This window comes from endosymbiont of Ridgeia piscesae (assembly GCF_001443665.1).
In the GTDB taxonomy this organism is placed as follows: domain Bacteria; phylum Pseudomonadota; class Gammaproteobacteria; order Chromatiales; family Chromatiaceae; genus Endoriftia; species Endoriftia persephonae.
Map to the genome: position 1 here is coordinate 12857 of NZ_KQ557118.1, position 24478 is coordinate 37334.

Annotated in this window: 21 protein-coding genes; 13 read left to right on the forward strand and 8 right to left on the reverse strand. The window is 59.1% G+C overall.

The annotated features are described in order from the left end of the window. Positions 1-2 precede the first annotated feature (2 nt). From rsmB to Ga0074115_RS03010, 7 genes are all read left to right on the forward strand, one after another. Positions 3-1328: a 16S rRNA (cytosine(967)-C(5))-methyltransferase RsmB gene (gene rsmB, locus Ga0074115_RS02980; protein ID WP_057955044.1), complete on the forward strand. Its 1326-nt coding sequence runs from the start codon at positions 3-5 to the stop codon at positions 1326-1328. Next, positions 1325-1876 (forward strand): DUF4390 domain-containing protein, encoded by a 552-nt coding sequence (locus Ga0074115_RS02985; RefSeq protein WP_057955043.1) that lies wholly within the window; start codon positions 1325-1327, stop codon positions 1874-1876. The genes rsmB and Ga0074115_RS02985 overlap by 4 nt, the downstream gene beginning before the upstream one ends. Further along, complete coding sequence (locus Ga0074115_RS02990; RefSeq protein WP_057955042.1) at positions 1858-4032, forward strand: sensor histidine kinase; 2175 nt, start codon at positions 1858-1860, stop codon at positions 4030-4032. Before Ga0074115_RS02985 ends, Ga0074115_RS02990 begins: the two co-directional genes overlap by 19 nt. Continuing rightward, the gene (locus Ga0074115_RS02995; RefSeq protein WP_057955041.1) at positions 4029-5396 is read left to right on the forward strand and encodes a sigma-54-dependent transcriptional regulator; all 1368 of its coding nucleotides are present in this window, start codon (positions 4029-4031) and stop codon (positions 5394-5396) included. The genes Ga0074115_RS02990 and Ga0074115_RS02995 overlap by 4 nt, the downstream gene beginning before the upstream one ends. 165 nt (positions 5397-5561) lie before the next feature. After that, entirely contained in the window at positions 5562-6935 is a 1374-nt protein-coding gene (gene trkA / locus Ga0074115_RS03000) for a Trk system potassium transporter TrkA (RefSeq protein WP_057955040.1), read from the forward strand. Positions 6936-6949: 14 nt separating this feature from the next. Beyond that, complete coding sequence (locus Ga0074115_RS03005; protein WP_005964342.1) at positions 6950-8401, forward strand: TrkH family potassium uptake protein; 1452 nt, start codon at positions 6950-6952, stop codon at positions 8399-8401. Between the two features lie 112 nt (positions 8402-8513). After that, positions 8514-9812, forward strand: a complete 1299-nt coding sequence (locus Ga0074115_RS03010; RefSeq protein ID WP_232432873.1) for a diguanylate cyclase — start codon at positions 8514-8516, stop codon at positions 9810-9812. 84 nt (positions 9813-9896) lie between these two features. Here Ga0074115_RS03010 and Ga0074115_RS03015 read toward each other — a convergent pair whose 3' ends face one another. The 5 genes from Ga0074115_RS03015 to Ga0074115_RS03035 are packed head-to-tail and all read right to left on the reverse strand — an operon-like array spanning position 9897 to position 12814. Next, positions 9897-10340 carry a YqaA family protein gene (locus Ga0074115_RS03015; RefSeq protein WP_057955062.1) on the reverse strand — a complete coding sequence of 148 codons (444 nt, stop codon included), beginning with the start codon at positions 10338-10340 and terminating at the stop codon, positions 9897-9899. Beyond that, positions 10319-11254 (reverse strand): class I SAM-dependent methyltransferase, encoded by a 936-nt coding sequence (locus tag Ga0074115_RS03020; protein ID WP_057955061.1) that lies wholly within the window; start codon positions 11252-11254, stop codon positions 10319-10321. Before Ga0074115_RS03020 ends, Ga0074115_RS03015 begins: the two co-directional genes overlap by 22 nt. Next, on the reverse strand, positions 11251-11631 hold the full coding sequence (locus tag Ga0074115_RS03025) for a DUF423 domain-containing protein (protein WP_057955039.1): 381 nt from the start codon (positions 11629-11631) through the stop codon (positions 11251-11253). Before Ga0074115_RS03025 ends, Ga0074115_RS03020 begins: the two co-directional genes overlap by 4 nt. Next, positions 11628-12170, reverse strand: coding sequence for a hypothetical protein (locus Ga0074115_RS03030; RefSeq protein ID WP_057955038.1), 543 nt, complete (start codon positions 12168-12170; stop codon positions 11628-11630). The genes Ga0074115_RS03025 and Ga0074115_RS03030 overlap by 4 nt, the downstream gene beginning before the upstream one ends. A gap of 8 nt (positions 12171-12178) precedes the next feature. Then, positions 12179-12814: a HEAT repeat domain-containing protein gene (locus tag Ga0074115_RS03035; RefSeq protein ID WP_057955037.1), complete on the reverse strand. Its 636-nt coding sequence runs from the start codon at positions 12812-12814 to the stop codon at positions 12179-12181. Positions 12815-12949: 135 nt separating this feature from the next. Between Ga0074115_RS03035 and Ga0074115_RS03040 the strand changes: the two genes are divergently transcribed. From Ga0074115_RS03040 to Ga0074115_RS03055, 4 genes are all read left to right on the forward strand, one after another. Next, positions 12950-13945: a CobW family GTP-binding protein gene (locus tag Ga0074115_RS03040; RefSeq protein WP_232432874.1), complete on the forward strand. Its 996-nt coding sequence runs from the start codon at positions 12950-12952 to the stop codon at positions 13943-13945. A 325-nt stretch (positions 13946-14270) separates the two neighbouring features. Next, positions 14271-14744 (forward strand): adenylyl-sulfate reductase subunit beta, encoded by a 474-nt coding sequence (aprB, locus tag Ga0074115_RS03045; RefSeq protein WP_040819155.1) that lies wholly within the window; start codon positions 14271-14273, stop codon positions 14742-14744. 26 nt (positions 14745-14770) lie between these two features. After that, complete coding sequence (gene aprA, locus Ga0074115_RS03050) at positions 14771-16756, forward strand: adenylyl-sulfate reductase subunit alpha (RefSeq protein WP_005966055.1); 1986 nt, start codon at positions 14771-14773, stop codon at positions 16754-16756. 246 nt (positions 16757-17002) lie between these two features. After that, positions 17003-17893 carry a YkgJ family cysteine cluster protein gene (locus Ga0074115_RS03055; protein WP_060528194.1) on the forward strand — a complete coding sequence of 297 codons (891 nt, stop codon included), beginning with the start codon at positions 17003-17005 and terminating at the stop codon, positions 17891-17893. A gap of 314 nt (positions 17894-18207) precedes the next feature. On the opposite strand, the gene Ga0074115_RS03060 is transcribed toward Ga0074115_RS03055, so the two are convergent. Then, positions 18208-18549: a 4a-hydroxytetrahydrobiopterin dehydratase gene (locus Ga0074115_RS03060; protein WP_057955059.1), complete on the reverse strand. Its 342-nt coding sequence runs from the start codon at positions 18547-18549 to the stop codon at positions 18208-18210. 125 nt (positions 18550-18674) lie between these two features. Between Ga0074115_RS03060 and Ga0074115_RS03065 the strand changes: the two genes are divergently transcribed. Further along, complete coding sequence (locus Ga0074115_RS03065) at positions 18675-20096, forward strand: response regulator (protein ID WP_057955035.1); 1422 nt, start codon at positions 18675-18677, stop codon at positions 20094-20096. 58 nt (positions 20097-20154) lie between these two features. Here Ga0074115_RS03065 and narL read toward each other — a convergent pair whose 3' ends face one another. Then, positions 20155-20802, reverse strand: coding sequence for a two-component system response regulator NarL (narL, locus tag Ga0074115_RS03070; protein WP_057955034.1), 648 nt, complete (start codon positions 20800-20802; stop codon positions 20155-20157). Beyond that, positions 20799-22712, reverse strand: a complete 1914-nt coding sequence (locus Ga0074115_RS03075; RefSeq protein WP_057955033.1) for a histidine kinase — start codon at positions 22710-22712, stop codon at positions 20799-20801. The genes narL and Ga0074115_RS03075 overlap by 4 nt, the downstream gene beginning before the upstream one ends. A 300-nt stretch (positions 22713-23012) precedes the next feature. On the opposite strand from Ga0074115_RS03075, the gene Ga0074115_RS03080 reads away from it, so the two are divergent. After that, positions 23013-24452 carry an MFS transporter gene (locus tag Ga0074115_RS03080; protein WP_232432875.1) on the forward strand — a complete coding sequence of 480 codons (1440 nt, stop codon included), beginning with the start codon at positions 23013-23015 and terminating at the stop codon, positions 24450-24452. Positions 24453-24478 lie beyond the last annotated feature (26 nt).

Here is a 24478-nt window from a genome sequence, read left to right on the forward strand (position 1 = left end):
AGATGCTGGCGACGCAGCGTAAATCGGCAGCTGACTCGCGCCTGATCGCGGCCCGGGTGCTGCGGGATGTACTTAAAGGGCGCTCCCTCTCCGATCTGCTGCCCGAGCGGCTGAATGGACTCGACGACCCCCGCGACCGGGCCTTGGCTCAAGAGCTTTGCTACGGTGTGATGCGCGGCTATCCACGCCTGCAGGCGCTGGTTGATCTGCTGTTGAAAAAGCCGCTTAAAGCGAAGGATCAGGACCTGCAGGCGCTGATCCTGATCGGCCTCTATCAGCTGAGTGAGATGCGTGTCGCTGCGCATGCGGCGATCCATGAGACTGCCGGTGCTGCAGGCCGGCTGGGTAAACGCTGGGGTGTGGGGCTGATCAACGGCGTGTTGCGCAACTTTCAGCGCCAGCAGGCAGTGTTGCAGGAAAAGGTCGATCGGCAGCCAAGCAGTCGCTACGCCATGCCCGACTGGCTGCTGCAACGGATCGAACAACGTTGGCCGGATAGCTGGCAGGAACGGATCGCCGCGCTCAATGCCCGCCCGCCGATGAGTCTGCGGATCAACTGTCGCCAGGTGGATCGGGCCGACTACCTGGAACGACTGCGGGAGCAGCAGATCACCGCTGAGCCGGTTCCCCACACCGAGAGCGGGCTGACGCTGCAGCGACCGGTGGATGTGTTGGAACTGCCCGGCTTCAGTGATGGGGCGGTTTCGGTGCAGGATGGTGGCGCTCAGCTGGCCGCACCACTGCTTGAGCTGCAGCCCGGCCAGCGGGTGCTGGATGCCTGCGCCGCCCCCGGCGGCAAAACCGGCCACATGCTCGAGCTGGCCGATGATCTCCGGCTCACCGCGATCGACCTCGATCCCCAACGGCTGCAGCGGGTGGCGGAGAATTTGCAGCGGCTCGGCCTGCAGGCTGAGCTGCAGGCCGGCGATGCGGCCCATCCACAGGGCCGCTGGGCCGAGCGCCAATATGACCGCATCCTGCTCGATGTGCCCTGTTCCGCCACCGGCGTGATGCGGCGTCACCCCGACATCAAATATCTGCGTAGCGAGGCGGATATCGACCGGCTGGGCCGGCTGCAGGGGCAGATCCTGGATGCGATCTGGCCGCTGTTGAAACCCGGTGGGCTGCTACTCTACGCCACCTGTTCGCTGTTGCCGCAGGAGAACGAACAGCAGCTCGAAGCCTTCCTGCAGCGCTGCGGTGATGCCCGCGAGCAGCCGATCGAGGCCGGCTGGGGCGAGCCGCGCTGTGTTGGCCGGCAGATTGCCCCGGGCCAGCACGGCATGGACGGTTTCTACTACGCGCGTCTGCAGAGGGTGCCGGGGTGAGGCGCAAAAGGCACTGGCTGGCGCTGCTACTGTTCTGCTGGGGCAGCCTCTGCAGCGCTGCGGAGTTTCTCATCGAGAAGGTCGAGTTCGAGGCGGATGAGGCGCTCTACCAGCTCAATACGCATATCGACTATCGCCTGAGTGAGGCGGCGCTGGAGGCGCTCGACAATGGCGTGCCACTGACCTTCGAGTTGCTGGTGCGGGTGGAGTGGCGTGGCGCGCGCTTCTGGGAGCCCTGGCTGCTCAACAAGCGGATGCGCTATCAGATACGCTACAACGCTATCACCGAGCTGTTTCGCGTGGTTGATCTGCAGGAGGGGGAGGAACGCAATTTCGTCACCCGCGACGCAGCGATCAGCGCCCTCGGCGAGATCAATGGCCTGGCGCTGCTCGACAGGGCCCAGCTGGAGCCGGGTAAGGAGTACCTGGTCTGGCTGAAGGCATCGCTCGATATCGAGTCGCTGCCGTTGCCGCTACGGCCGCTGGCCTATCTCAATTCTGAGTGGCGACTTTCGAGTGGGTGGAGACAATGGCCGTTACGACCCTAAGACGCATGCGACTGGGCGGCCTCTCGGTAGGGGTACTGCTGATCCTGCTACTGGTATCGCTGCACCTGATGAGCAGCGCGGTGCAGAACTCCGCCGAGCTGAGCCGCTACTTTGTGCCGCTGCTGCTGGTCAACCTGAGCGGCCTGGTGGTGTTGGTCGGGCTGATTGCCTTCAACACGGTGCGCCTGATTCGCCAGTATCTGCGCCACCGCGCCGGCGCTCGCCTCACCCTGCGCATGGTGCTGATGTTTGTGGTGATCTCGCTGGCGCCGGTGGGGGTGGTCTACTACTACTCCTTCAGCTTCCTGCAGGGCGGCATCGATGCCTGGTTCGATGTGCAGATCGACGAGGCGATGGAGGATGCACGGGAACTGGGGCAGACCTCGCTCAATCTGAATCAGCGGGTGCTGCTGAAGTTCACCGAGAACCTGATGGCGAGCATCGATGACGCCTCGGAGTCGGCGCTGGCGCTGACCATCGACGAGTTGCGCCGGAAGTCGGGGGCGATCGAGCTGGTGCTGACCGACCTGTCGGGGCAGGTGATTGCCTACTCCAACGAAGATCCGACAGTGCTTGCGCTGAGTACCCTGAGTTCGGAGATCCGCCAGCAGATGCGCAGTGGGGACGATTATGTGGGGCTGGACCAGGAGGGGGATGTGCTGATGGTGCGGGTGGCGGTGCACGACCCGATGGGGCGCTCGTTGATCCTGCAGGGGCTCTACCCCACCTCGGCGCGGGTCAGCGCGCTCTCAGAGAAGCTTGAGCTGGCCTACAATCGCTACAAGGAGCTGGCCTTTCTGCGCCAGTCGCTGAAGCGCAACTTCTCGCTGACGCTGCTGCTGGTGCTGGTGTTTGCGATGCTGGCGGCGGTCTGGATGGCGTTCTTCTCGGCGCGCCGCATGGTGGCTCCGATCGCCAACATCGCTGAGGGCACCCGCGCGGTGGCAGAGGGCAACTACGACCGCCAGCTGCCGGTGCCGCGGCTCGCCGACGAGCTGGCGTTTCTGGTCACCTCCTTCAACACCATGACCCGGCGCATCGCCAAGGCGATGGACCTGGCGGAGCGTAGCCAGCGCGAGGTGGAGGGGCAGCGCGCCTATCTGGAAACGGTGCTTGGGCGGCTCTCTTCCGGGGTGGTGACGGTGGATGCGGAGTGTCATCTGCGTACTGCGAATGCGGCAGCCGGCAAGATTCTTGGCGTCAGTTTTGCCCGTTTTCAGGGGCAGCCGTTGCAGGCCTTCGCCCAGGAGTCGAGTGCGCTGCGTCAGTTTGTCGATAGCCTGCAGAGCCCGCTGCAGGATATGGAGGAGGAGTGGCAGGGCGAAGTGACCCTCTACGGCGGCGAGGGACGCAAGGTGCTGATCTGTCGTACCTTGCCGTTTTCCCAGCCCGCCGGGCGCAAGGGGCATGTGATTCTGTTCGACGATGTGACCATGCTGATCCGCGCCCAGCGGGATGCGGCCTGGGGTGAGGTGGCGCGGCGTCTCGCCCACGAGATCAAAAACCCGCTGACGCCGATCCAGCTCTCCGCTGAGCGGCTGCGCCACAAATATCTACGCAGCATGCCGGCGCAGGATGCCAGGGTGTTGGATCGGGCCACCCACACCATCGTGCAGCAGGTGGAGGCGATGAAGGAGATGGTCAACGCCTTCTCCGACTATGCCCGTCCGCCGAAGATGGAGACCAAACCGGTGCGTATCGATGCATTGGTGGAGGAAGTGGCGGAGCTCTATCGGGCGGATGGCGGCGAGACCTGTTTTGAGCTGCAACTGGAGGCCGCTGAGGTGGAGGTGAAGGCCGATCCGCTACGGCTACGCCAGCTGCTGCACAATCTGCTGAAGAATGCCCGGGAGGCGGTGGCGGAACGCCTGGATGGCTGCGTGCGGCTGGAGACGCGGGTGGTGGAGCAGAGTGACCATCGGCTGTTCGAGATGCGGGTGCAGGACAATGGCCCCGGTTTCGACCAGCAGATCCTGAAGAACCTGTTTGAGCCCTATATCACCACCAAGCAGAAAGGCACTGGGCTGGGGCTGGCGATTGTGAAGAAGATCGTCGAAGAGCACAGTGGTATCGTGTGGGCCGAAAATTGCGAGGATGGGGCCTGTATGATCGTGCAGCTGCCGTTGCTTGAGAAACTGGAGGGAGAGGAACTATGAGCGCCCCGCACATCCTGGTGGTCGATGACGAGCCCGATATCCGCAACCTGGTGAGGGAGATCCTGGAGGACGAGGAGTACCAGGTGGCGGTGGCGGAGGATGGGGCCAGCGCACGCCAGGCGCTGCGCGAGCGCCGCCCCGATCTGGTGCTGCTGGATATCTGGATGCCCGATATCGACGGCATCAGCCTGCTCAAGGAGTGGGCTGAGGATGATGGCCTGGTCTGCCCGGTGATCATGATGTCGGGCCACGGTACGGTGGAGACGGCGGTGGAGGCGACCCGCCTCGGCGCTTACGATTTTCTGGAGAAGCCGCTGTCGCTGGCAAAGCTGCTGCTGACGGTGGAGCGGGGGCTGGAGGCGGACCAGCTGAAGCGTGAGAATGTCGGACTGCGACGCCACGCACCGCCGGTGCAGGAACCCACCGGCAAGAGCCCGGTGATGCAGCGCCTGCGTGAGCAGGTCAAGCGCATCGCGCAGCACGACACCTGGGTGTTGATTACTGGAGAGTCGGGCAGTGGTCGTGAGACTCTGGCGCGCTACCTGCACAGTCAGAGCGTGCGCAAGGATCGGCCGTTTGTTGATCTGGGCGTGACCAGCATCGCCCGCGGCAACGCCGCCTATGAGCTGTTCGGCAGCGAGGAGGGGGGCAGTGTCCACTACGGCTGGCTGGAGCAGGCCGCCGGCGGCACCCTGTTTCTCGACGAGGTAGCCGACATGGACCTGGAGGTGCAGACCCAACTGCTCGGCGCCCTCGACACCGGTACCTTCATGCGGGTCGGCGGCAGTGACCCGGTGAAGATCGATGTGCGGATCATTGCCGCCACCCAGAGAAATCTCGAAGAAGAGGTCAAGCAGGGGCGCTTTCGCGAGGACCTCTTCTATCACCTCAACGTGGTGCCGCTGCATGTGCCGCCACTGCGCGAGCACCCCGAAGATGTGCCGGATCTGCTCAACTTCTATGTCGACTGGTTTGTTGCCCACGATAAACTGCCCTACCGGCGCTTCAACGTGGGGGCGCAGAACTTCCTGCGCAACCACAGCTGGCACGGTAATGTGCGCGAGCTGAAAAACCTGGTGCAGCGGCTGCTGATCCTCGGTGCTGGGGATGAGATCACCCAGGATGAGGTGGAGACGGCGATGGGGGCGGCAGAGATTCACTCCAGCGAGGGTATGGATGCGGTGATGGCGTTTGAGCTGCCGCTGCGCCAGGCCCGTGAGAAGTTTGAGAAAGCCTATCTGGAGTACCATCTGCGTGAGAGCGGCGGCAATATCTCACGCATGGCCAAGCAGGTCGGCATGGAGAGGACCCATCTCTACCGCAAGCTGCGCGGCCTGGAGATCGAGCTCAAAGAGCGGCGCTGAGCGCCTGAGTGGGTTGTCGCGCAGGCAACTCGCAAATTGGTTAAGATTCGCCTGTATGGACCAAGTCAGAGATGACCGCCACCGACGGCAGCGAGCTGGGCTTGGGATCCTAAGGGGCCTCTGCTTCGAGCAGAGTCTGTAACCAATCAATCGACTGGCAGGATAATGAAAATAATCATCCTGGGCGCCGGGCAGGTGGGACGCTCAGTGGCCAACGCTTTGGTTCACGAGGCGAACGACATCACAGTAGTGGACCAGAATGCCGAGCTGCTGCACGAGTTGCAGGACCGGCTCGATCTGAGCACTGTGCAGGGGCACGCCGGCCATCCGGATGTGCTGCGTCGCGCCGGCGGTGAGGATGCCGACATGATCCTGGCGGTGACTAATAGCGACGAGACCAATATGGTTGCCTGTCAGGTCGCCTATACCCTGTTTCATACCCCCACCAAGATCGCCCGGGTGCGTGCCCAAGGCTACCTCGACTATCCTGAGATCTTCGCCCTGGACTCCTTTCCGGTGGATGTGTTGATCAGCCCGGAGCAGCTGGTTACCGAATATATCCTGCGTCTGATTCAGTACCCCGGCGCCTTGCAGGTGCTCGATTTTGCCGATGGGCTGGTGCGGCTGGTGGCGGTGAAGGCCTACCACGACGGTCCGCTGGTGGGGAACAGGTTGAGCGTGCTGTTTGAGCATATCCCCGAGATCGATGCGCGGGTGGCGGCGATCTACCGGGAGGGGGAGGTGATCAACCCGCAGGGGGACACCTTGATCCAGGAGGATGATGAGGTTTTCTTCATCGCCGCCACCGAGCATATTCGCGACGTGATGAGCGAGCTGCGCAAGTTGGAGAAGCCCTATAAGCGCTTGATCTTCGCCGGGGCGGGGAATATCGGTCGGCGCCTGGCGCAGGCGCTAGAGCGCAGCTATCGGGTCAAGCTGATCGAGGAGGATCAGCAGCGTGCGCGGGAGATCGCTGAGCGGCTCGATACCACCATTGTGTTGCACGGTGATGCGGCGGATGAAGACCTGCTGCTGGAGGAGAACATCGAGAACACCGATGTGTTCTGCGCCATCACCAACGACGACGAGGCAAATATTCTCTCGGCGATGCTGGCCAAGCGCCTCGGTGCGCGCCGGGTGATGGCCCTGATCAACCGCGCCGCCTATGTGGATCTGGTGCAGAGCGCCCCGATCGATATCGCCATCTCACCGGAGCAGGCGACCATTGGCAGCCTGCTGACCCATGTGCGGCGCGGTGATGTGGTGATGGTGCATTCGCTGCGGCGCGGCGCGGCGGAGGCGATCGAGGCGGTGGCCCATGGTGATCCCGGTTCCTCCAAGGTGGTGGGGCGGGCGATCGAGGAGATTAAGTTGCCCAAGGGGGCGACCATCGGCGCGGTGGTGCGCGGTGAGGAAGTGCTGATCGCCCACCACGATACGGTGATCCAGAGCGGCGATCACCTGATCCTGTTTCTGGTCGACAAGCGTCAGATTCGTGCAGTGGAGAAGCTGTTTCAGGTGGGGATCACCTTCCTCTAGGGGCAGCTCTGGCTATGAATATCACCGTGGTTCAACGCATTCTCGGCATCCTGCTGATGGTATTCAGCCTGACCATGATCCCACCGATGTTGGTCTCACTCTGGTATTGGGACGGTGCGTTCATCGGTTTTACCGATGGCTTTATGCTTACCTTGGGGCTTGGGGTGTTGATTTGGCTGCCGGTGCGGGGGCGGCGTCAGGAGCTGCGAGTGCGCGATGGCTTCCTGGTGGTGGTGATGTTCTGGACGGTGCTCGGGTTGACCGGAAGCCTGCCGTTTTTGCTGGCGGCCCAGACTGGGATGTCGCTTACCGACTCGGTGTTTGAGTCGATCTCCGGTCTCACCACCACTGGCGCGACGGTGATTGTCGGCATCGACCATCTGCCGCCTTCGATCCTCTTCTATCGGCAGCAACTACAGTGGCTTGGTGGTATGGGCATCATCGTACTGGCGGTGGCGGTGCTGCCGATGCTCGGGATCGGTGGTATGCAGCTCTACCGGGCTGAAACCCCCGGGCCGATGAAGGATAGCAAGCTGACGCCACGTATCACCGAGACGGCAAAGGCGTTGTGGCTGATCTATCTGGGGCTGACCATTGCTTGCGCCCTCGCCTACTGGGGCGCGGGCATGAGCCTGTTCGATGCGGTGGGGCACGCCTTCTCCACGGTGGCGATTGGCGGCTTCTCCACCCACGACGCCAGCATGGGCTATTTCGACAGCACCCTGATAAAGATGGTGGCGGTGGTTTTTATGCTGCTCTCCGGGGCCAATTTTGCGCTCCACTTTGTGGCGGTGCGGCGGCGCTCCCTGAAGATCTATCTGGCGGATAGCGAGTTCCTCTTCTATCTGACCAGTCTGGGGCTGGTGTTTCTCGCCGTCACCCTGGCGCTCTACGGTATGGGCACCTATACCGACTGGAGCGAGGCATTTACCAAGGGGCTGTTTCAGGCGGTCTCCATCGGTACCACCACCGGCTTCACCACGGCTGACTATTCGCTCTGGCCAGGGTTCGTTGCGATCCTGCTGCTGTTTTCCAGCTTCATCGGTGGCTGCGCCGGTTCCACCGGTGGTGGCATCAAAGTGATCCGCTTCCTGCTGCTGATCAAACAGGGCTTTCGCGAGATCAACCGACTGATCCATCCTAGCGCGCTGATCCCGATCCGCATCGGCGGCAAGACCGTACCGACCCGGGTGGTGGAGGCGGTGTGGGGATTCTTTGCCCTCTACATGGCCAGCTTCACCCTGATGTATCTGGCGCTGGCACTGACCGGGCTCGACCTGATGACCGCCTTCTCGGCGGTGGCGGCGAGCATCAACAACCTGGGACCGGGGCTGGCGGGAGTCGGTGCCAACTATGCGGGGCTGAACGATCCGGCAAAGTGGATCCTCTGTTTTGCGATGTTGCTGGGGCGGTTGGAGATCTTCACCCTGCTGGTGCTGCTCACGCCGGCTTTCTGGCGAAAATAGGTGACATCTCTCATTTCCGCGCCCTGCTTTGTTGCCTGTTCGCTATAGTCTTCTCAATAAGCGATTGATCGTCATTCAGGTCGCCATTTCCATCCTATAAGGAATCGACTTAATGTCTATGTCTTCTAGCCCCAGTCATGCATCAAAATCAGCCGCAGAGGCGTCGCGACATGCGCTTGTGGTGGAAGATAGTCAGGCGATCAACGCCTTGCTTAGGGCTGAGTTGATGGAGTTGGCAGGGGTAGCTTCGGAAGGAGCGGCGACTCTGGAGCAGACCAAAGCACTGTTGGCTGAGCGGCCGGAACGCTTTTTTATCGCAGTGCTCGATCTGAATCTTCCCGATGCGGCGGATGGGGAAGTGGTCGATTATGTCAGCCAGTTTGATATCCCGATCATCGTGCTCACCGGTAACCTGGATGCGTCGGCGCGCCAGCGGATGCGCCAGGATCATTTGGTCGACTATGTGCTGAAACGCAATGCCAGCGAGATCGACTACGTCTGCAATCTGGTGAGGCAGATTCGCGATAACTACCGGCGTAAGGTGCTGGTGGTGGATGATTCCCGTTCTTTCAGGCTCTATCTGAGAGGATTGCTGAGCGTACATAAATATCAGCTGCTAGAGGCGGCCAATGGCAAACAGGCGTTACAGCAGCTGAAGGCGAATCCCGATACGGTGCTGGTGATTAGCGACTACAACATGCCAGGAATGGACGGGGCGGAGCTGATCGAGATCATCCGCCGTGATCATCGCCGGGAAGAGCTTGCCATTATCGGTATCTCTGATCGCACTAAAGCGCAGATCAGCGCCCGCCTGCTCAAGGCGGGAGCCAATGACTTCATTACCAAGCCATTTGAAGTGGAGGAGTTCTACTGCCGGGTGATGCAGAGTGTCGACATGATTGCCCGGGTGTGCCAGATCCGCAATGCGGCTAGGCGGGACTTTCTCACCGGTGTTTACAACCGCTCCTACCTCTATGAGCAGGGTGAGGAGATGTATGCCCGGGCCAAAAAGTCTGCTGCCGGGCTAGCTGTGGCGATGGTCGATGCTGATCATTTCAAGCGGATCAATGACCGATATGGTCACCAGGCGGGGGATGCTGCCCTGGTGGCGATCGCCAACAGTTTGCAGCAGAGCCTGGGTGAGGTGAGTGTGGTTGGTCGCTATGGGGGTGAGGAGTTTGTTTGCCTCCTCCCCGGTGCATCTGAGACCCAGGCGATGCAGCAGTTTGAACGGGTTCGCGCGGAGATCGAAGCCCTGTCGATTCAGAACGGGAGCGACAGTTTCCAGGTGACCGTCAGCATCGGTGTCACGCTCGATCCCGGTGAGAGCCTGGAGCAGATGATTACCAGGGCCGACCAGGGGCTCTATCAGGCGAAGGCGGCTGGCAGGAATCGTGTCGAACTGAACTGAACTGATGCGGGTGCCATGCGTCCGTTGAAGAGTGATTGGTGCAGAGGCTTCTAACTGAGGCTCTGTCCTTCTGGCGTCGAAGCTTCACGCTGGTAGCAGCGCCAGCAATACCCCATAACGCAGCGCCTTGCCGGTGGCGATGAAGAACATCGCCGGCAGCAGCCGGACGCCACTCCAGCCTGCAGCCAGGGAGAGCGGGTCACCAACCACCGGCAGCCAAGAGAAGAGCAGCAGTGGGCTGCCATGGCGGGCGATGCGCTGTAGCGCGCGTTGCTGCTCGGGCTTTTTTAGTCCGACCTGGGGAAAACGGCGCGCTAGCCACCAGCCGATCAGCCAGCTGCTCAGTCCGCCCAGGGTGTTGCCGATGCTTGCCGCCAGCCAGAGCGAGAAATGGGATTCAGGCTGTTCGCCGGCGACATACAGCAGCGCCACCTCGGAGCCGCCGGGGAGCAGGGTGGAGGAGAGGAAGCTGACGCCCAGGATCGCCGGCCAGCTGGTTGGCTCGATCAGCCCTTCAAGCGCCAGCATCGATGGGCCGGATGGCGGTGAAAATCCTCCGGCAGGGTCTGCCGGGTGATCTCGCTGCAGTCGAAGGCCTGCTCGATTGATTCGTCAAGGCGAAAGCGGCGCCGGTTGTTGGAGAAGATTAGCTCCCCACCGTGGTTGAGCAGGGCCATGCAGCCCTTGATCAGCCGTGCGTGATCGCGCTGCACATCGAGCACCTCCTGCATCCGTTTCGAATTGGAGAAGCTGGGTGGATCGAGCACGATCAGGTCGAAGCGCTCCCGCTTTCTCTCCGCTTGGATCAGAAACTCAAACACATCGGCCCGCTGCAGCCGGTGGCGGGGGTAGCCAAAGCTGTTCAGCTGCAGATTGCGCTGGCTCCACTCCTGATAGGTATTGGATAGATCCACCGTGAGGCTCGCCTCGGCCCCGCCGGCGGCGGCATAGACGCTGAAGCTGCCGGTGTAGGCGAATAGGTTGAGAAAGCGTTTGCCGGCGGCCTGTTCGCGCACCATCGAACGGGTGGTGCGGTGGTCGAGAAATAGGCCGGTATCGAGGTAGCTGTGCAGGTCCACCTCAAAGCGCAGGCCGGCCTCCTGCACGATCATCGGTCTGCCCTGCCGACCGGTCTTCTGATACTGGGTTAAGCCCCGCTGGCGCCGGCGGGTCTTGAAGGTGAGCCGATCGGCGGGAACCTCCATGGCGCTGCTGAGGGCGTCGGCAATGGCTCGCTCCTCACTCTCGCTCGGCTCTTCGATCCCTTTGCGGGCGAACAGCTGGGCGTGCAGATGGCCTTCGTACCAGTCGATCGCCAGGGGGAACTCCGGGATGTCACGATCATAGATGCGGTAGCAGCTGATGCTGCGCCGGCGCGCCCACTTACGCCAGTGGCGCTGGTTTTTGCGCAGGCGGTTGGTGAAGGCGTCGAGATTGTTCACCGGTTGATGCATCTGGTCGCCATCGCGAGGCAGAACCAGCCAGCGATGAAGGCGCTGCCGCCGATCGGGGTGATCATGCCGAGGCTGCGTTGCCCGGTTAGGGTCAGCAGATAGAGGCTGCCGCAGAACAGCAGCATGCCGGTGAGAAACAGCCAGCCGCTGGAGGCGATCCAGCGGTTGTTTGGCAGCTGCAGCGCCAGCAGACCGCCGGCCAGCAGCGCCAGGCTGTGCAGCCCCTGGTAGTGCACAGCCTTCTGCCACCACTCTAGATGCGTGGCCGGCACCGCCCCCTCCAGTCCGTGAGCGCCGAAGGCTCCCAGCACTACGGTCAGCAGGCCGCTGATGGCGCCAATAAACAGCGTCCGCCCTGCGTTCATTGCTGCTCCAGCGTGTTTAACTCTTTGAGAATACCCTGCACCAGCTGCCCGGTGGTGTCGTCGAGGTGCTTGCAGAGTCGCTCCGGCTCCCGCTCGCCGTTGATCATCGGCCGGATCACCGAGGCGAGCCCGGCCAGCGGACCGCCGGCCTTACTCATCTGTTCGGCCATCTCGGAGATCAGCTGCAGTGCCTGGGGATTGCCGCTGGAGGCGGTGTGGATCATCGAGGCTAGCCCCGGGGCGGCCATGGCGGGATCGGGTTTGGCGTCCGGGTCGGGCAGGGTGGCGGGGTTCTGCATTCCCAGCAGGATCGACTCGGCAATAGTCTGGTCCTCTTCGTCGAGGCTGTTGAGTAGTTCGGCGTCGCGACGCCCCTTGAGCATCTGCCGCACGGCGCTGACCAGGGCGGTCCAGCCGTTCTCCTCCGCCTGCTTGAGGTGCTGCTCCAACTCGGCCTGGCGCTCTGGGTTCTGGCTGCACTTAACCACCTCATTTATAAAGCGGGCGTGCATGGCGAGGATCTGTTGTTTGTGGTCCATGGCTGTTTTTAGTTGATCTCTTGCAGGGAGTCCGCAGCGATCTCGCGGACATCCGGGTGTTCGTCCTCGAGCAGCTCCTGCAGTCGTGGGCGGGCTGCATTGGTGCCGCAGAGGCCGAGATAGTGGGCGGCGTCGGCGCGCAGGTTGGCGTGCTGCGATTCGCTCAGGCGCAGCAGAGTGGGCAGGGCGTGGCGCAGGATAGGCTCACCCTGCAGTTCCTCCATCACCACGCCGATGCCGATGCGGGCCGCCATCGGTAGCTCCTCCGACTCCAGCAGAGCTAGCAGGCTATTGAGCTGTTGCGGCTCCGCATGGACCATCTCGGTGACCCGGTGCGGTCGTTGCGTCTCCAGCAGGTGGCTGAAGTAGTCTGCTATGCCTGTGTCGTTGGCGGCATGTCCGGTCCAGCGTTCCAGCTCCCCTTGGCTCTGGTTGCCCTCGAGCTCGAAGGGCCCGATGCGGGTCCAGGGCACGCTGCGGGTGCCGACCTGCTGGGCCACTTCCGGGTGTTCGACGATGTTGACTACCTCCAGGCGGCCTAGTTTTCCCTCTTTGACGAGGGCCGAGAGCCCCTGCAGCACGCTGGGGCAGTGGGCGCAGCCGGGGGCGATCAACAGCAGTGCATCGGGTGCGGATCTGGCCATATGGGGGTCCGTGAGTGAAACAGGCGCTACCATAACTGGAAGGCGGCGGGGGCGCAAAGCAGGCCAGCCGGTTGGGAGCTGGGGGAGCTCGTGTAAAAATCGCTGCTCGCATAATGTTTGATCTCGGAAGTGGCAGTGGCGCTTCGAAATATCCCTACCAATCTGATTCTCGGTTTTCTTGGTGTCGGCAAGACCACCGCGATCCGCCATCTGTTGGCGCATCGCCCTGACGGTGAGCGTTGGGCGGTGTTGGTGAATGAGTTTGGCCAGGTCGGTGTCGATGGTGCTCTGCTGGAGCAGCAGGGGGTGGCGGTGGCCGAGGTGGCGGGAGGGTGCCTCTGTTGTGTCGCAGGGGCGGCGATGCAGGTGGGGCTTAGCCGTCTGATCTGTGAGGCGCGACCTGACCGGTTGCTGATCGAGCCCACCGGGCTGGGCCATCCGCAGCAGATTCTGCAGTCATTGCTACGGTCACCTTTTGACGAACTGCTCGAGTTGCGGGCGACGCTCGGGCTGGTGGATGCGCGAAAGCTCACAGATCCCCGTTATACCACCCATGAGACCTTTATCGATCAGTTGCAGCTGGCGGATCTGCTGCTGGCAAACAAGGCGGATCTCTATAATGAGGCGGCGCGGGAGGCCTTTGTTGCCCTGGTGAGAGCGGCGACGCCGCCAAAGGCGCTGAGTGCGTGGCTGGAGTTTGGGGGTGTCAGTTCGCTCTGGCTTGATCTCCCCCGCGCTATAGATCGGGATCGGCGATCTTCCCGGGCAGATGGGCAGCAAGCAAATGTCGTGGAGGCTGCCACTGATCGGTGTGCTGCAGCGGCAGAGGCTGGCTGGTTTTTTCTCGAGGGTGTCGGCGATGGCTTCTACAGTGGCGGTTGGCGGATCCCCGCCCGACAACGTTTTTCTCGCGTGGCGCTGGAACGTCTCTGTCGCCAGCCCGGAGTTGAGCGAATCAAAGGCGCAATGCACACGGATGCAGGATGGCTGGAGCTCAATGCCGCTGATGGGGAGCTGGCGATGCGGCCGGCGCGGCCACTGCTGGAGAGTCGGATCGAGTTCATCGGCAGGCGGCGGCTGGCGTGGCGGCAGATTGAACAGGCACTGCTGGTAGGATTGTGGAAGGCCTAGGGTCCTTTATCCGACTGTTTTGCTAGGTCAATGGTGTCAGGTAGATCAATAAAGGCAGCTTATGCGCCCACCTTGAAAAACTGTTTGGCGCATTAGGCTTGAAAACCTTAGTGTTGACCGCCCTGAGGCCCCGTTGCGCCAGTTTTGTGCCGCTTTACCCAGGGGCTCAGGCCGGATTTCGTTGTTGCAAGCCGGCCGGCGGCGGTCGCGAAAGGACGGAAAGCTGGATTCAAAATCCGGGATGTTTACCCGGTAAGTGCTTCTAAGTCAGCGCGATTTTGCGTTGGCTGAATCACTGCAGTGAAAAACCTAGGAGAAATGCACCATGCCAACATTTGTGCGTACTGAAAAGTGTGATGGCTGCAAGGGTCAGGACAGGACCGCTTGCATGTACATCTGCCCGCATGACCTCATGAAGCTGGACAAAGACGGTTCCGAGACCGGCCATGCCATGAAGTCTTTCAACCAGGAGCCCGAACAGTGCTGGGAGTGCTACTCCTGCATCAAGATCTGCCCCCAGCAGGCCATCGAGGCACGTCCCTACGCTGACATCGTTCCGATGGGTGGCTCTGTGCAGCCCCTGCGCGGTACCGATTCCATCATGTGGACCATCAAGTTCCGCAACGGCACCATGAAGCGCTTCAAGTTCCCGATCCGCACCACCCCTGAGGGTTCCATCGACCCTTATGGTAATACGCCCGCAGCCGATATGGCCAAGATCGCTGAGCCTGGTTTCTTCAACCACAATCAGCAGAATGGCTACCGCGCTGGCGATCCCAGCGAGCTGATTTGCAAGTAATCCGAAGATATTGAGAGGTAAACACAATGGCTGAATTCGGTAATCCGGACGTCATCGAAGAAGAAGTAGACATCCTCATCATCGGCGGTGGTATGGCTGCTTGCGGTACCGCTTACGAGATTGGTCCCTGGATCGAAGCTGCTGGCGGCGGCATCACGGTCAAGCTGGTCGATAAGGCTGCCATGGATCGTTCCGGTGCTGTGGCGCAGGGTCTGTCCGCTATCAACACCTACATCGGTCCTGATCAGGATCCTGCGGACTACGCTCGCATGGTCTCCAACGACCTGATGGGTATCACCCGTGACGATCTGGCCTACGACCTGGGTCGCCACGTTGATGAATCCGTTCACCTGTTCGAAGAGTGGGGTCTGCCGATCTGGAAGACCGACGAGAACGGTGAGCGTTATGACGGCTCCAAGGGCATGACCTCACTGAAGGACGGCGGCAAGCCCGTACGTTCCGGTAAGTGGCAGATCATGATCAACGGCGAATCCTACAAGTGGATCGTCGCTGAGGCTGCCAAGAAAGCACTGGGCATGGACAACATCCAGGAGCGTATCTTCATCGTTAAGCTGGTTAACGATAAGAACGATCCGAACCGTATCGCCGGTGCTGTCGGTTTCTCCGTGCGTGAGCACAAACTGTATGTTTACAAGTTCAAGGCTTGCCTGCTGGTTGCCGGTGGCTGCGTAAACATCTTCCGTCCCCGCTCCGTGGGTGAGGGTCAGGGCCGTGCCTGGTACCCCGTATGGAACGCTGGTTCCACCTACACCATGGCTGCTGAGGCTGGTGCCGAGCTGACCCTGATGGAAAATCGCTTCGTACCGACCCGTTTCAAAGACGGTTACGGTCCTGTTGGCGCATGGTTCCTGCTGTTCAAGTCCAAGGCCACCAATGCTTATGGCGAAGTGTACATGGATCGCAACAAGGAGATGCTGGACGACTATCCTCCTTACGGCCAGGCTGCCGTTCCTGCATCCTGCCTGCGTAACCACCTGATGCTGAAAGAGATGAAGGAAGGTCGCGGTCCCATCTGGATGGACACCGTTACCGCCCTCGCCAACCTGCGTGAGACTCTGTCTCCCCGCGAGGTTAAGCATCTGGAAGCAGAGGCATGGGAAGACTTCCTCGACATGTGTATCGGCCAGTGCGGTATCTGGGCTGGTGAGAACATCGAGCCTGAGAAGAAGAACTCCGAGCTGATGCCCACCGAACCCTACCTGCTGGGTTCTCACTCCGGTTGCTGCGGCATCTGGGTTTCCGGTCCTGACGATGTGGGCGCGCCCACCGACGAGGCGATGGACGGCGTTCCCGAGCACCTGCCGAAGGGCTGGAACTGGGGCTACCGTGGCATGACCACCGTTCAGGGTCTGTTCACCGCTGCTGACGGCGTTGGCGCCTCTGGCCACAAGTTCTCCTCCGGCTCCCACGCCGAGGGTCGCATGTGTGCCAAGTCCATGGTCAAGTTCGTGATGGACAACAAGGACCACAAGCCTGAGCTGGACACCAGCGTTGACGAGCTGATCGAAGAGATCTACCGTCCGGTGCGTAACTTCCTGGAGCACAAGGACTACTCCACCGCTATCGACGTGAACCCCAACTACATCACGCCGAAAATGCTGCAGTTCCGCCTGCAGAAGCTGATGGATGAGTATGTTGCTGGTGTTGCTACCTACTACACTACCAATGCCAACATGCTGGAAGTTGCCGAGCACAAGCTGGCCGAGCTGAAGGAAGACGCTCTAAAGATGCGTGCGAAAGACCTCCACGAGCTGCTGCGTGCTTGGGAGAACTATCACCGCATCCTGACCGCTGAAGCTCACATGAAACACATCCAGTTCCGTGAGGAGAGCCGTTATCCTGGCTTCTACTACCGCATGGACAAAAACTTCGTTGACGAAGAAAACTGGAAGTGCTTTGTGAACTCCATCTACGACAAAGAGACCAAGACCTTCAAGTGCTTCAAACGCGCTCACGTCGATCTGGTCGACAAGTCTAAGCTGTTCAAGTAAGCATTGCTTGACAGTCTGATGGCGTGAAAGGCCCGGATGCCGTAAGGTGTCCGGGCCTTTTTCATCAGTCTGCAAATAAACGCCAATTAACGCAGCGCTTTGTTTTGTATTAAAATTGCGCAATCGCGTGGATCGGATGCTCATCGTTAATGAGCAGCTGAAGTCCAATACCGCCATTTTTTCCGCATCTGCATTTCATTTCGCGTTCATTCGCGTTCATTTGCAGACTTTTACGAGGTCTAAACAATGAGCGAACAATTCGACATTCCCTTTAAAAGTGACTTGGTGCCGACCGTTATGGAGCCTGGCAGCAAGCTTAAATTCCGCTGTTACAAGGGCATCTCTTGTTTCAATGCCTGCTGCAAAAGTGCGGATATTCAGCTCACGCCCTATGACATCCTGCGCCTGAAAGATAATCTGGGTATGAGCGTCACCGATTTCCTGAAGAACCACACGGTTCCCTTTGAGATGGATAAGGACGGTATCCCCGGTATCAAACTACGTACCGATAATGATGGTGCCTGCCTGTTTGTCACGGATGAGGGCTGCAGTGTCTACAATGATCGTCCCACCGCCTGTCGTTACTATCCGGTAGGCCATATGGCGATTCGTGAGGCGGGCGCAACCGAAGATGAGGCGCGATACTTTTTGGTCAGGGAGGATCACTGCAAAGGTCATGAAGAAGATCGGGAAATCAGCGTCACTGACTACCGAAAGGAGCAGCAGGTCGAGCAGTACGACCAGATTAATCGCGAATGGATGCAGCTGATTCTGAAGAAGAAATCGGCAGGGCCTTCAATTGGACGACCTTCCGATACCAGCCTGCAATTTTTCTTCATGTGTTGCTACGACATGGACCGGTTTCGTCGCTTTGTGCTGAGTGATTCCTTCAAGGCCTCCTACGATATGGACGATGCTTTCTATGCGACGGTGGAGAAAGAGGATCTGGCGCTGATGAGTTTTGGCATCCGTTTGCTGAAACAGATCCTGTTTGGCGACGAGACCATCGCGGTCAAACCGGGAGCAGAGGAGAAGCGCCTCAAGGAGCGTCGTGAGATTCTTGAAATGCGTCGCAAGGCCGAGATCGAGATCCATCGGCAGAAAGAGGAGCAGCAGAAAAAGGACGTACTCTCCTGAGTCTGAATGCTGCCACGACAATCCTAAAAAGCCGCGCATCCTGCGCGGCTTTTTAGTTTAGGGAGTCTTTGATCAAGTCATGAACGCGTATCTTGTGCCCAGAATATCCAGCTTCTGCGTGGCAAATCTCGGCAACGGCTCCATGCGTTACTCTACCTCCTGCATCCATGCAGTCGTTCGTAATAGCCAGCTATCCCCGACAGAGATGTAGGGGAGGGCGTGAGTAGGGAGCGATAGCTTTAGGTGCGATTTGTGCCTTGAATCTGAATATTCTGAATCACAATCGACTTCGTCCAGACTTAATCTGCGGCTCCTTAGAGGGTTTGGATGGCGTCGGTCTTGGCTGCCATGATGAAATCATTGCGATGCAGACCGCGAATCTTGTGCGACCACCAGGTTACGCTCACCCTGCCCCATTCGGTCAAAACAGCGGGGTGGTGTCCTGCGGCCTCTGAAATTCTTCCGACCTTGTTGGTAAAAGTAAGCGCTTCTTCAAAGTTATTGAAGGAAAAAACCTTTTCGAGTTGCATCACTCCACTCCTGACTTCGATGTTCCAATCTGGAATCAGTTTGATCAGGTTGGCCAGTTCAGATTCGGATACTTGCGGGGCATCGGCTCTGCAAGCCTCACACTGTTCTTGAGTCAAAGCACTCATATTCATCGTTCTCTTTGTCGATAAGGCTGGAAATAGACTAGTATCGAGAATTATTCCTCAGTTAATTGAATGAGTTTAGTGAGAAACTGCGGGGTAATTAGCAGCGGCTAGGAGGCAGTTCGACTTTGAAAAAGAAGCATGCACTGATTGTCGATGATTCCAAAACGGCGCGCCGGGTTTTGGCAAAAAAACTGGACAGTTTTCATGTCGATGTCAGTGAGGTTGGCTCGGGCAAGGAGGCGATTGAATTCCTCAAAAAGGCGCAGCCTGATGCGGTATTTATGGACTATCACATGCCAGGGATGGACGGCATCCAGGCACTGAAGTTCATCCGCCTTAATCCGGAGACGGCATCGATCCCGGTGATGATGTACACTTCCCACTCCGAGAAACTGAAGCCTGAACAGGTCAAGGCGCTCGGTGCAGTTGGAGTGTTGCCGAAGAATCTCGACAGTAAGGACTTCGAGATCGTCATCAGCATGTTGAAGCTGGAGCCTGAGGGTGAGCCCGATAGCCAGTTCGTCGACAGCATGAATATTGATGAGACACCAAGCGTACAACTGCTCGATGGGGCCAGTGAAATCGCGGAATCATCTCGCCTGCTGCATGATGCCGCACGCGAGACCGAAGCCTCAGTTGGCTCAACACGACTGCGCAAGCAGATCGCAAAACTGCTGGCGCAGCATCTGAAGTTGGTAAGGCGACATATCGATGAGACTTCCCGGCAGACTGTTGAGGAGATGGAGAAGGGCAACAGTGCCATCGAAAACAGGCTGCTGGAGATGCAGCAGGCAGAGGCTGAGCAGAGCAAGGCTGGCGGTCTATCATGGGTAATGCTGCTGTTTCTATTGCTGCTTGGAGGTGGCGCACTTCTGCTTTCCGGTTGGCGAAGCGAAATGGTCGAGGAGCGTAACACACTGCGTGAGCAGATCACTTTGATGGAAAAAGCGCGTGCTAACTACGACGAGCAGGCAGATTCTCTGGCCAGCCTGCTTGAACAGCAAGGTGGTGTGTCGGTTGGTGATAAGGCAGCCGGGATTACTGCGGCAGAACAGCCGGAGGCCTGGATGAAGCTGCTTGAGTGGGCGCTGAATCGAGACCTTGAGTTTGCCTATCGGGCAGTGCCATTTGACGACAAGATGGTGAGTTGGCTCTCCCAGGCGCTCGATCATCTCGGCAATGCAGGCTTCAGAGGGACGCTTCTTTTGGAGGCGCGTTATGGGGATTTTTGTCTGACTGGAAAACCAGACGCGCAGCTTGAATTGGCCGCTGATGAGCTGAAGGGGGCTGACTGTCTCTTCTCGCGTCAGCTATCTGCAGATGGATCGACTCGTAACGAACTGCAAAGCATCAGCTTTACCAACTACATCAACTCCTCCCCCAGGTTGAGCGCTGGCCCGATTAAGGTGCAGGTAAAAAGAGGGGGGTATGATACGCCTGTGGTGCCCTATCCGGAGGCGCGGGAGGAGGTGAGCGCTGTCAAGTGGAACCAGGTCGCCGCCCGCAACCAACGCATTCAGGTCCGCCTGCTGCCGGCGGTGCAATAAACTCCAGCCATTGGCAGCATCCTCTCTGCGCGTTGTGCTAGGAGGATGCGACCGGCGGCTATCGATTTTCAACTGCCCAGACCGCCGCCTCGACCCGGGACTTGAATCCGAGTTTTTTCAGCAGATGTTTGACGTGTACTTTGACTGTTGCTTCCGCAATATTCAGGTTCCTGGCAATGACCTTGTTGCTCTCGCCTTGGGCTAGGTGGGTCAGGATCTCCTTCTCCCGCTCCGTCAATCCCGCATCGTCGACGTCTTTCGGACGATGGGAGGTTTGATGCATGGCCCGGGCCAATGACTCCGCGATATTGTGCGACATCACCAGCCTCCCTTCGGCCACCTCGCGGAACTTGACCATCAGCTCCTCTGGCGGCATGTCTTTGAGCAGATAGCCGTCTGCCCCGTTGCGCATGGCGGCGACAATGTCATCCTGTGCATCAGATACGGTAAGGATGACAATGCGGGCGACGGTATCGCGCTTCTTCATCTCCACCAGGGTCTCGATGCCGTTCATGCCATGCATGTTGAGGTCGAGCAGTACCAGGTCTGGCTGCAGCTGTTCAACCATCTCGATACCCTGCTCGCCGTTGTCTGCCTCGCCGACGATCTCGATCTCGGGAGTGAGGTCGGCAAGCTGTTGCAACCCCTTGCGTAATAACGGATGGTCGTCGATCATCACCACGCGTTGGACGGTTGAATCACTCATATCGCTACATCTGCCTGCTGATTGTTGTTCTGGTCGGGGCTTAGTTGTATGGGTGTGAAGGTGACGCTGACCCGGGTGCCGCCTTCGCCGAGGGGGCGGATATTCAGGTCGCTGCGCAGTGACCGGGCCCGCTCCTGCATGATGGCAAGGCCGTAGTGGTGACTGCGTTCCGCCTCAGGCGGCATGCCGATGCCGTCATCCTCCACGCTGATCTCGATACGGTTGTCGGCAAGCTGCTCCAGGGTAACATTGGCGCTGGATGCTGCCGAGTGGTAGGTCACATTGGCTAGGGCCTCGCGTACTATCTGTAATACATGGATCTCTTCGTTGGCGCTGAAGGGGATATTCTTTGTATGGTTGTTGAGGGTGATGGCGACCTTGTTCCGCTTGTTGAACTCCGCCACTGTCTCCGCGAGCGCGGTAACGACATTGCGACCATCCATCTGCAGGCGAAAGGTGGTCAGAAGTTCCCGCAACTGCCGGTAGGAGGCGGCTAATCCCTCTCTCAGTTCTGTCATCACTTCGTCGATCTGCGATTTTTCGGCCTCTCTGTCCATTAGAATTGTGAGACGGGTGACCTGTATCTTCAGGTAGGAGAGGGATTGGGCCAGTGAATCGTGCAATTCCCGCGCAATCACGCTGCGTTCGTCGAGCAGAGCCAGTCGTCTGCGCTGGATGTCACGGCGGCTGACCCCGACGGCGATACCAATGTGCTGACCAAGGGTTTCGAGCAGCTGCATCTGCCATGCTGCGAGATTGGCCCCAGGCTCTTTCTGCAGCAGCAGAACCCCATAGTTGTGCTCCTGGTCATGAATGGGGATCGAAAGGATCTTCGAAGAGCCCCCATGATGCTTCCGTGTTAGCAGTTGGGTGTTGCCGTTCCCGAGACAGACATGACATGCCTCAGTGCTGCACATAGGGGGCACAGGGCCATTGAGGGCTACCCGGTAGGCCTTGTCGCCATCCTGTTCGGGAGTCAGGCAGAGGGTGCCTGAGCGGATTCCCACTACCCGGCTGATATCCTCCAGTAGCGCGTGGTAGGTCTTTTGTGAAACCGGCACTTTGGTCAACTGCTGGGTGGCGCTGTAGAGCAGTTGCAGGGAGAGATTCCTGGTCTGCAGTTCGGCGGTTTTTTCTGATACCCGCTTTTCCAGATTACCGTACATTTTCGACAGTTCGGCTGCCATGTTGTTGAAGGCAAGTCCCAATCGGCCAAGTTCATCCATGCCGATATGGCCGACGCGAACACTGAAATTGCCTTTTCCCGCTCGCTCTGCTGCGAACAGAAGTTCACGCAGTGGCCCCAGGACATCGGTGTGAACCAGATAAAGGGTGCTGGCAAGTACCAGCAGGGTCAGCATCAGGCAGATACCCTGGATCAGTCCCAGCTTGTGCAGCCGCGATTCTGCATCCTGTTCCAGCAGGTAGACAAAACGGTCGATCTCCGCAACGAAGGGATCGACCAGGCTGCTGTACTGGCGGCGCAGCTGGTCAATGTGCTGTTCCAGTTCTGCGGTTGTCTGGATGGTGGGCAGTCGATCCAGATGGCTGGAGAGCAAGGGGTACATGACCCCTTGCCACTGGTCAGATATCTGGCGGTAGATGGTGTGCAGTGATTTGCGTTCTGTGTCCTTCAGAACCCTGGTTAGGCGTGGGCTTTCCAGGCGGCTGTGGAACTCCATGGCCTGTTTGCGTATCGCCTCCTGGTCTATGTGACGGGACTCGAGGGCGGCAACGATGCGATAAGACTGCATGCGCAGGCTGCCGGCCTGATTGACTGCCGCTGCTACGCCATAGGTGGACCGCGCCATGATCACGGCGCTGACCATGCCGGTCAGGGCAAGTAGGGTGATGAGCCCCATCGCCAATCCCGCGCGTATCTGTAGTGACTGACCGATAAACCGAAACATCAGTGCTCTCCCATGCCGGATGAGCCGCCTCTGCCGCCTTCCTCCAGCATCGCCGGGTCAGGTGCTCGGCTGGTTTTTTTAGGGTTAATCCTTTTGCTTTTGCGGTTAAGCAAAAGTTCGCTGCATGACGCCATCATAAATCATTTTTTCCTTTCTTAACAATGCATTAGAGGTGTTACCCCCTCTAACTCAAAGGTGGTAGTCGAGTCTCTCACTGGAAATCCGCGCTTGATTGAGATCAAGAGCCACAAGATTTGTGCGTCTTATCTTCCACGCCGAACCCTGCCGGAGATGCGAGATATGGCTACGCAGAGAACCAAACAACTATCTGTACTGACGATGAATACCCTAGCCTTTACCGCCTGCTTTGCGGTTTGGGTGATGTTTTCCATTATCGGGATACCGATCAAAGAGTTGCTGACGCTCAGCGAGACTCAGTTCGGCATTCTGATCGCTACGCCGATCCTGACCGGTTCCGTAGCGCGACTGCCGGTGGGTATCTGGACTGACAGATACGGCGGTCGTATCGTCTATTTCATCTTGATGCTCTGCACTATCCTGCCGCTTTACTTGATCAGCGAGGCGACGCAGTACTGGCAATTCCTGGTGCTGGGTCTGTTTGTCGGTATCGCCGGCGCCTCGTTCTCGGTAGGTATTGCCTACACTGCCCGCTGGTTTAGCAAAGAGAAGCAGGGTTTTGCGATGGGCATCTTCGGGGCCGGTAACGCCGGTGCCGCGCTGACCAAGTTTGTCGCCCCCTCGATTGTCGTCGCCTATGGTTGGGAGGCGGTACCACAGGTCTATGCCGTCGCCATGTTTGTGGTGGTGGTACTGTTCTGGATATTCACCTACGAGGATCCCGAGCACAAGGTGGCTTCCCATGTCACGCTGGGTCAACAGCTGGCCCTGCTGAAGGATCCGCACATCTGGAAGTACATGCAGTACTACTCACTGGTGTTTGGCGGTTTTGTCGGTCTCTCCCTGTGGATGACCAAGTACTACATCGCCGAGTACGACTTCGACCTTACCCATGCCGCGCTGCTAGCCGCGATCTTTGTACTGCCCTCCGGTGTGATTCGCGCCTTGGGAGGGTGGTTTTCCGACAAGTATGGTGCCTACAAGGTGACCTGGTGGGTGATGTGGATCTCCTGGGTCTGTCTGTTCCTGATGTCTTATCCACAGACCGAGATGGTAATCAAGACCATCAATGGCGAGGTCAACATCGGTATCGGCCTCAATGTTTGGGCATTTACCGCGCTGCTGTTCGTCGTCGGCATCGCCTGGGGCTTTGGCAAGGCCTCAGTCTTCAAGTTCCTCTCCGATGAGTACCCCGACAACATCGGTGTCGCCTCTGGCATTGTGGGCTTGGCTGGCGGTATGGGGGGTTTTATGTTGCCGATCATGTTTGGTGCCCTGATCGATTTCACCGGCATCAACAGCGCGGTCTTCATGCTGCTCTATGGCGCCACCTGTGTCTCCCTGATCTGGATGCACTACACCTTTGCCAAGGAACACCAGGAGAAGGATCAGCAGATCGCCAAGGATCATGCCTATGACCAGTATGCCCGTATGCATGAGAACCCGGATGAGTATGTGGCCGCCCGCGCTGCTGTCGAGCAGGCCGATCTGCTTGAGGAATTGATCACTAAATACAGCGCCGCTCGCGCCAAGGCTGAAGCGGAGGCGCAAAGGATCCGCAATGGCCAGACCAAGGGCAAGAGTGTCGACTGTCTCGAATAATCCAAACCACCTATATAGAGAGAACG

Bases quoted from the DNA above. Each gene is read 5' to 3' on its own strand.
- Ga0074115_RS03080 (WP_232432875.1), top strand. From the start codon at position 23,013: ATGGCTACGCAGAGAACCAAACAACTATCTGTACTGACGATGAATACC.
- Ga0074115_RS03010 (WP_232432873.1), top strand. From the start codon at position 8,514: ATGTCTATGTCTTCTAGCCCCAGTCATGCATCAAAATCAGCCGCAGAG.
- Ga0074115_RS03030 (WP_057955038.1), bottom strand. From the start codon at position 12,170: ATGGACCACAAACAACAGATCCTCGCCATGCACGCCCGCTTTATAAAT.
- Ga0074115_RS03035 (WP_057955037.1), bottom strand. From the start codon at position 12,814: ATGGCCAGATCCGCACCCGATGCACTGCTGTTGATCGCCCCCGGCTGC.
- rsmB (WP_057955044.1), top strand. From the start codon at position 3: ATGCTGGCGACGCAGCGTAAATCGGCAGCTGACTCGCGCCTGATCGCG.
- Ga0074115_RS03015 (WP_057955062.1), bottom strand. From the start codon at position 10,340: ATGCTGGCGCTTGAAGGGCTGATCGAGCCAACCAGCTGGCCGGCGATC.
- Ga0074115_RS03055 (WP_060528194.1), top strand. From the start codon at position 17,003: ATGAGCGAACAATTCGACATTCCCTTTAAAAGTGACTTGGTGCCGACC.
- aprA (WP_005966055.1), top strand. From the start codon at position 14,771: ATGGCTGAATTCGGTAATCCGGACGTCATCGAAGAAGAAGTAGACATC.
- Ga0074115_RS03060 (WP_057955059.1), bottom strand. From the start codon at position 18,549: ATGAGTGCTTTGACTCAAGAACAGTGTGAGGCTTGCAGAGCCGATGCC.
- Ga0074115_RS03025 (WP_057955039.1), bottom strand. From the start codon at position 11,631: ATGAACGCAGGGCGGACGCTGTTTATTGGCGCCATCAGCGGCCTGCTG.
- Ga0074115_RS03075 (WP_057955033.1), bottom strand. From the start codon at position 22,712: ATGTTTCGGTTTATCGGTCAGTCACTACAGATACGCGCGGGATTGGCG.
- aprB (WP_040819155.1), top strand. From the start codon at position 14,271: ATGCCAACATTTGTGCGTACTGAAAAGTGTGATGGCTGCAAGGGTCAG.
- Ga0074115_RS03005 (WP_005964342.1), top strand. From the start codon at position 6,950: ATGAATATCACCGTGGTTCAACGCATTCTCGGCATCCTGCTGATGGTA.
- trkA (WP_057955040.1), top strand. From the start codon at position 5,562: ATGAAAATAATCATCCTGGGCGCCGGGCAGGTGGGACGCTCAGTGGCC.
- narL (WP_057955034.1), bottom strand. From the start codon at position 20,802: ATGAGTGATTCAACCGTCCAACGCGTGGTGATGATCGACGACCATCCG.
- Ga0074115_RS02990 (WP_057955042.1), top strand. From the start codon at position 1,858: ATGGCCGTTACGACCCTAAGACGCATGCGACTGGGCGGCCTCTCGGTA.
- Ga0074115_RS02995 (WP_057955041.1), top strand. From the start codon at position 4,029: ATGAGCGCCCCGCACATCCTGGTGGTCGATGACGAGCCCGATATCCGC.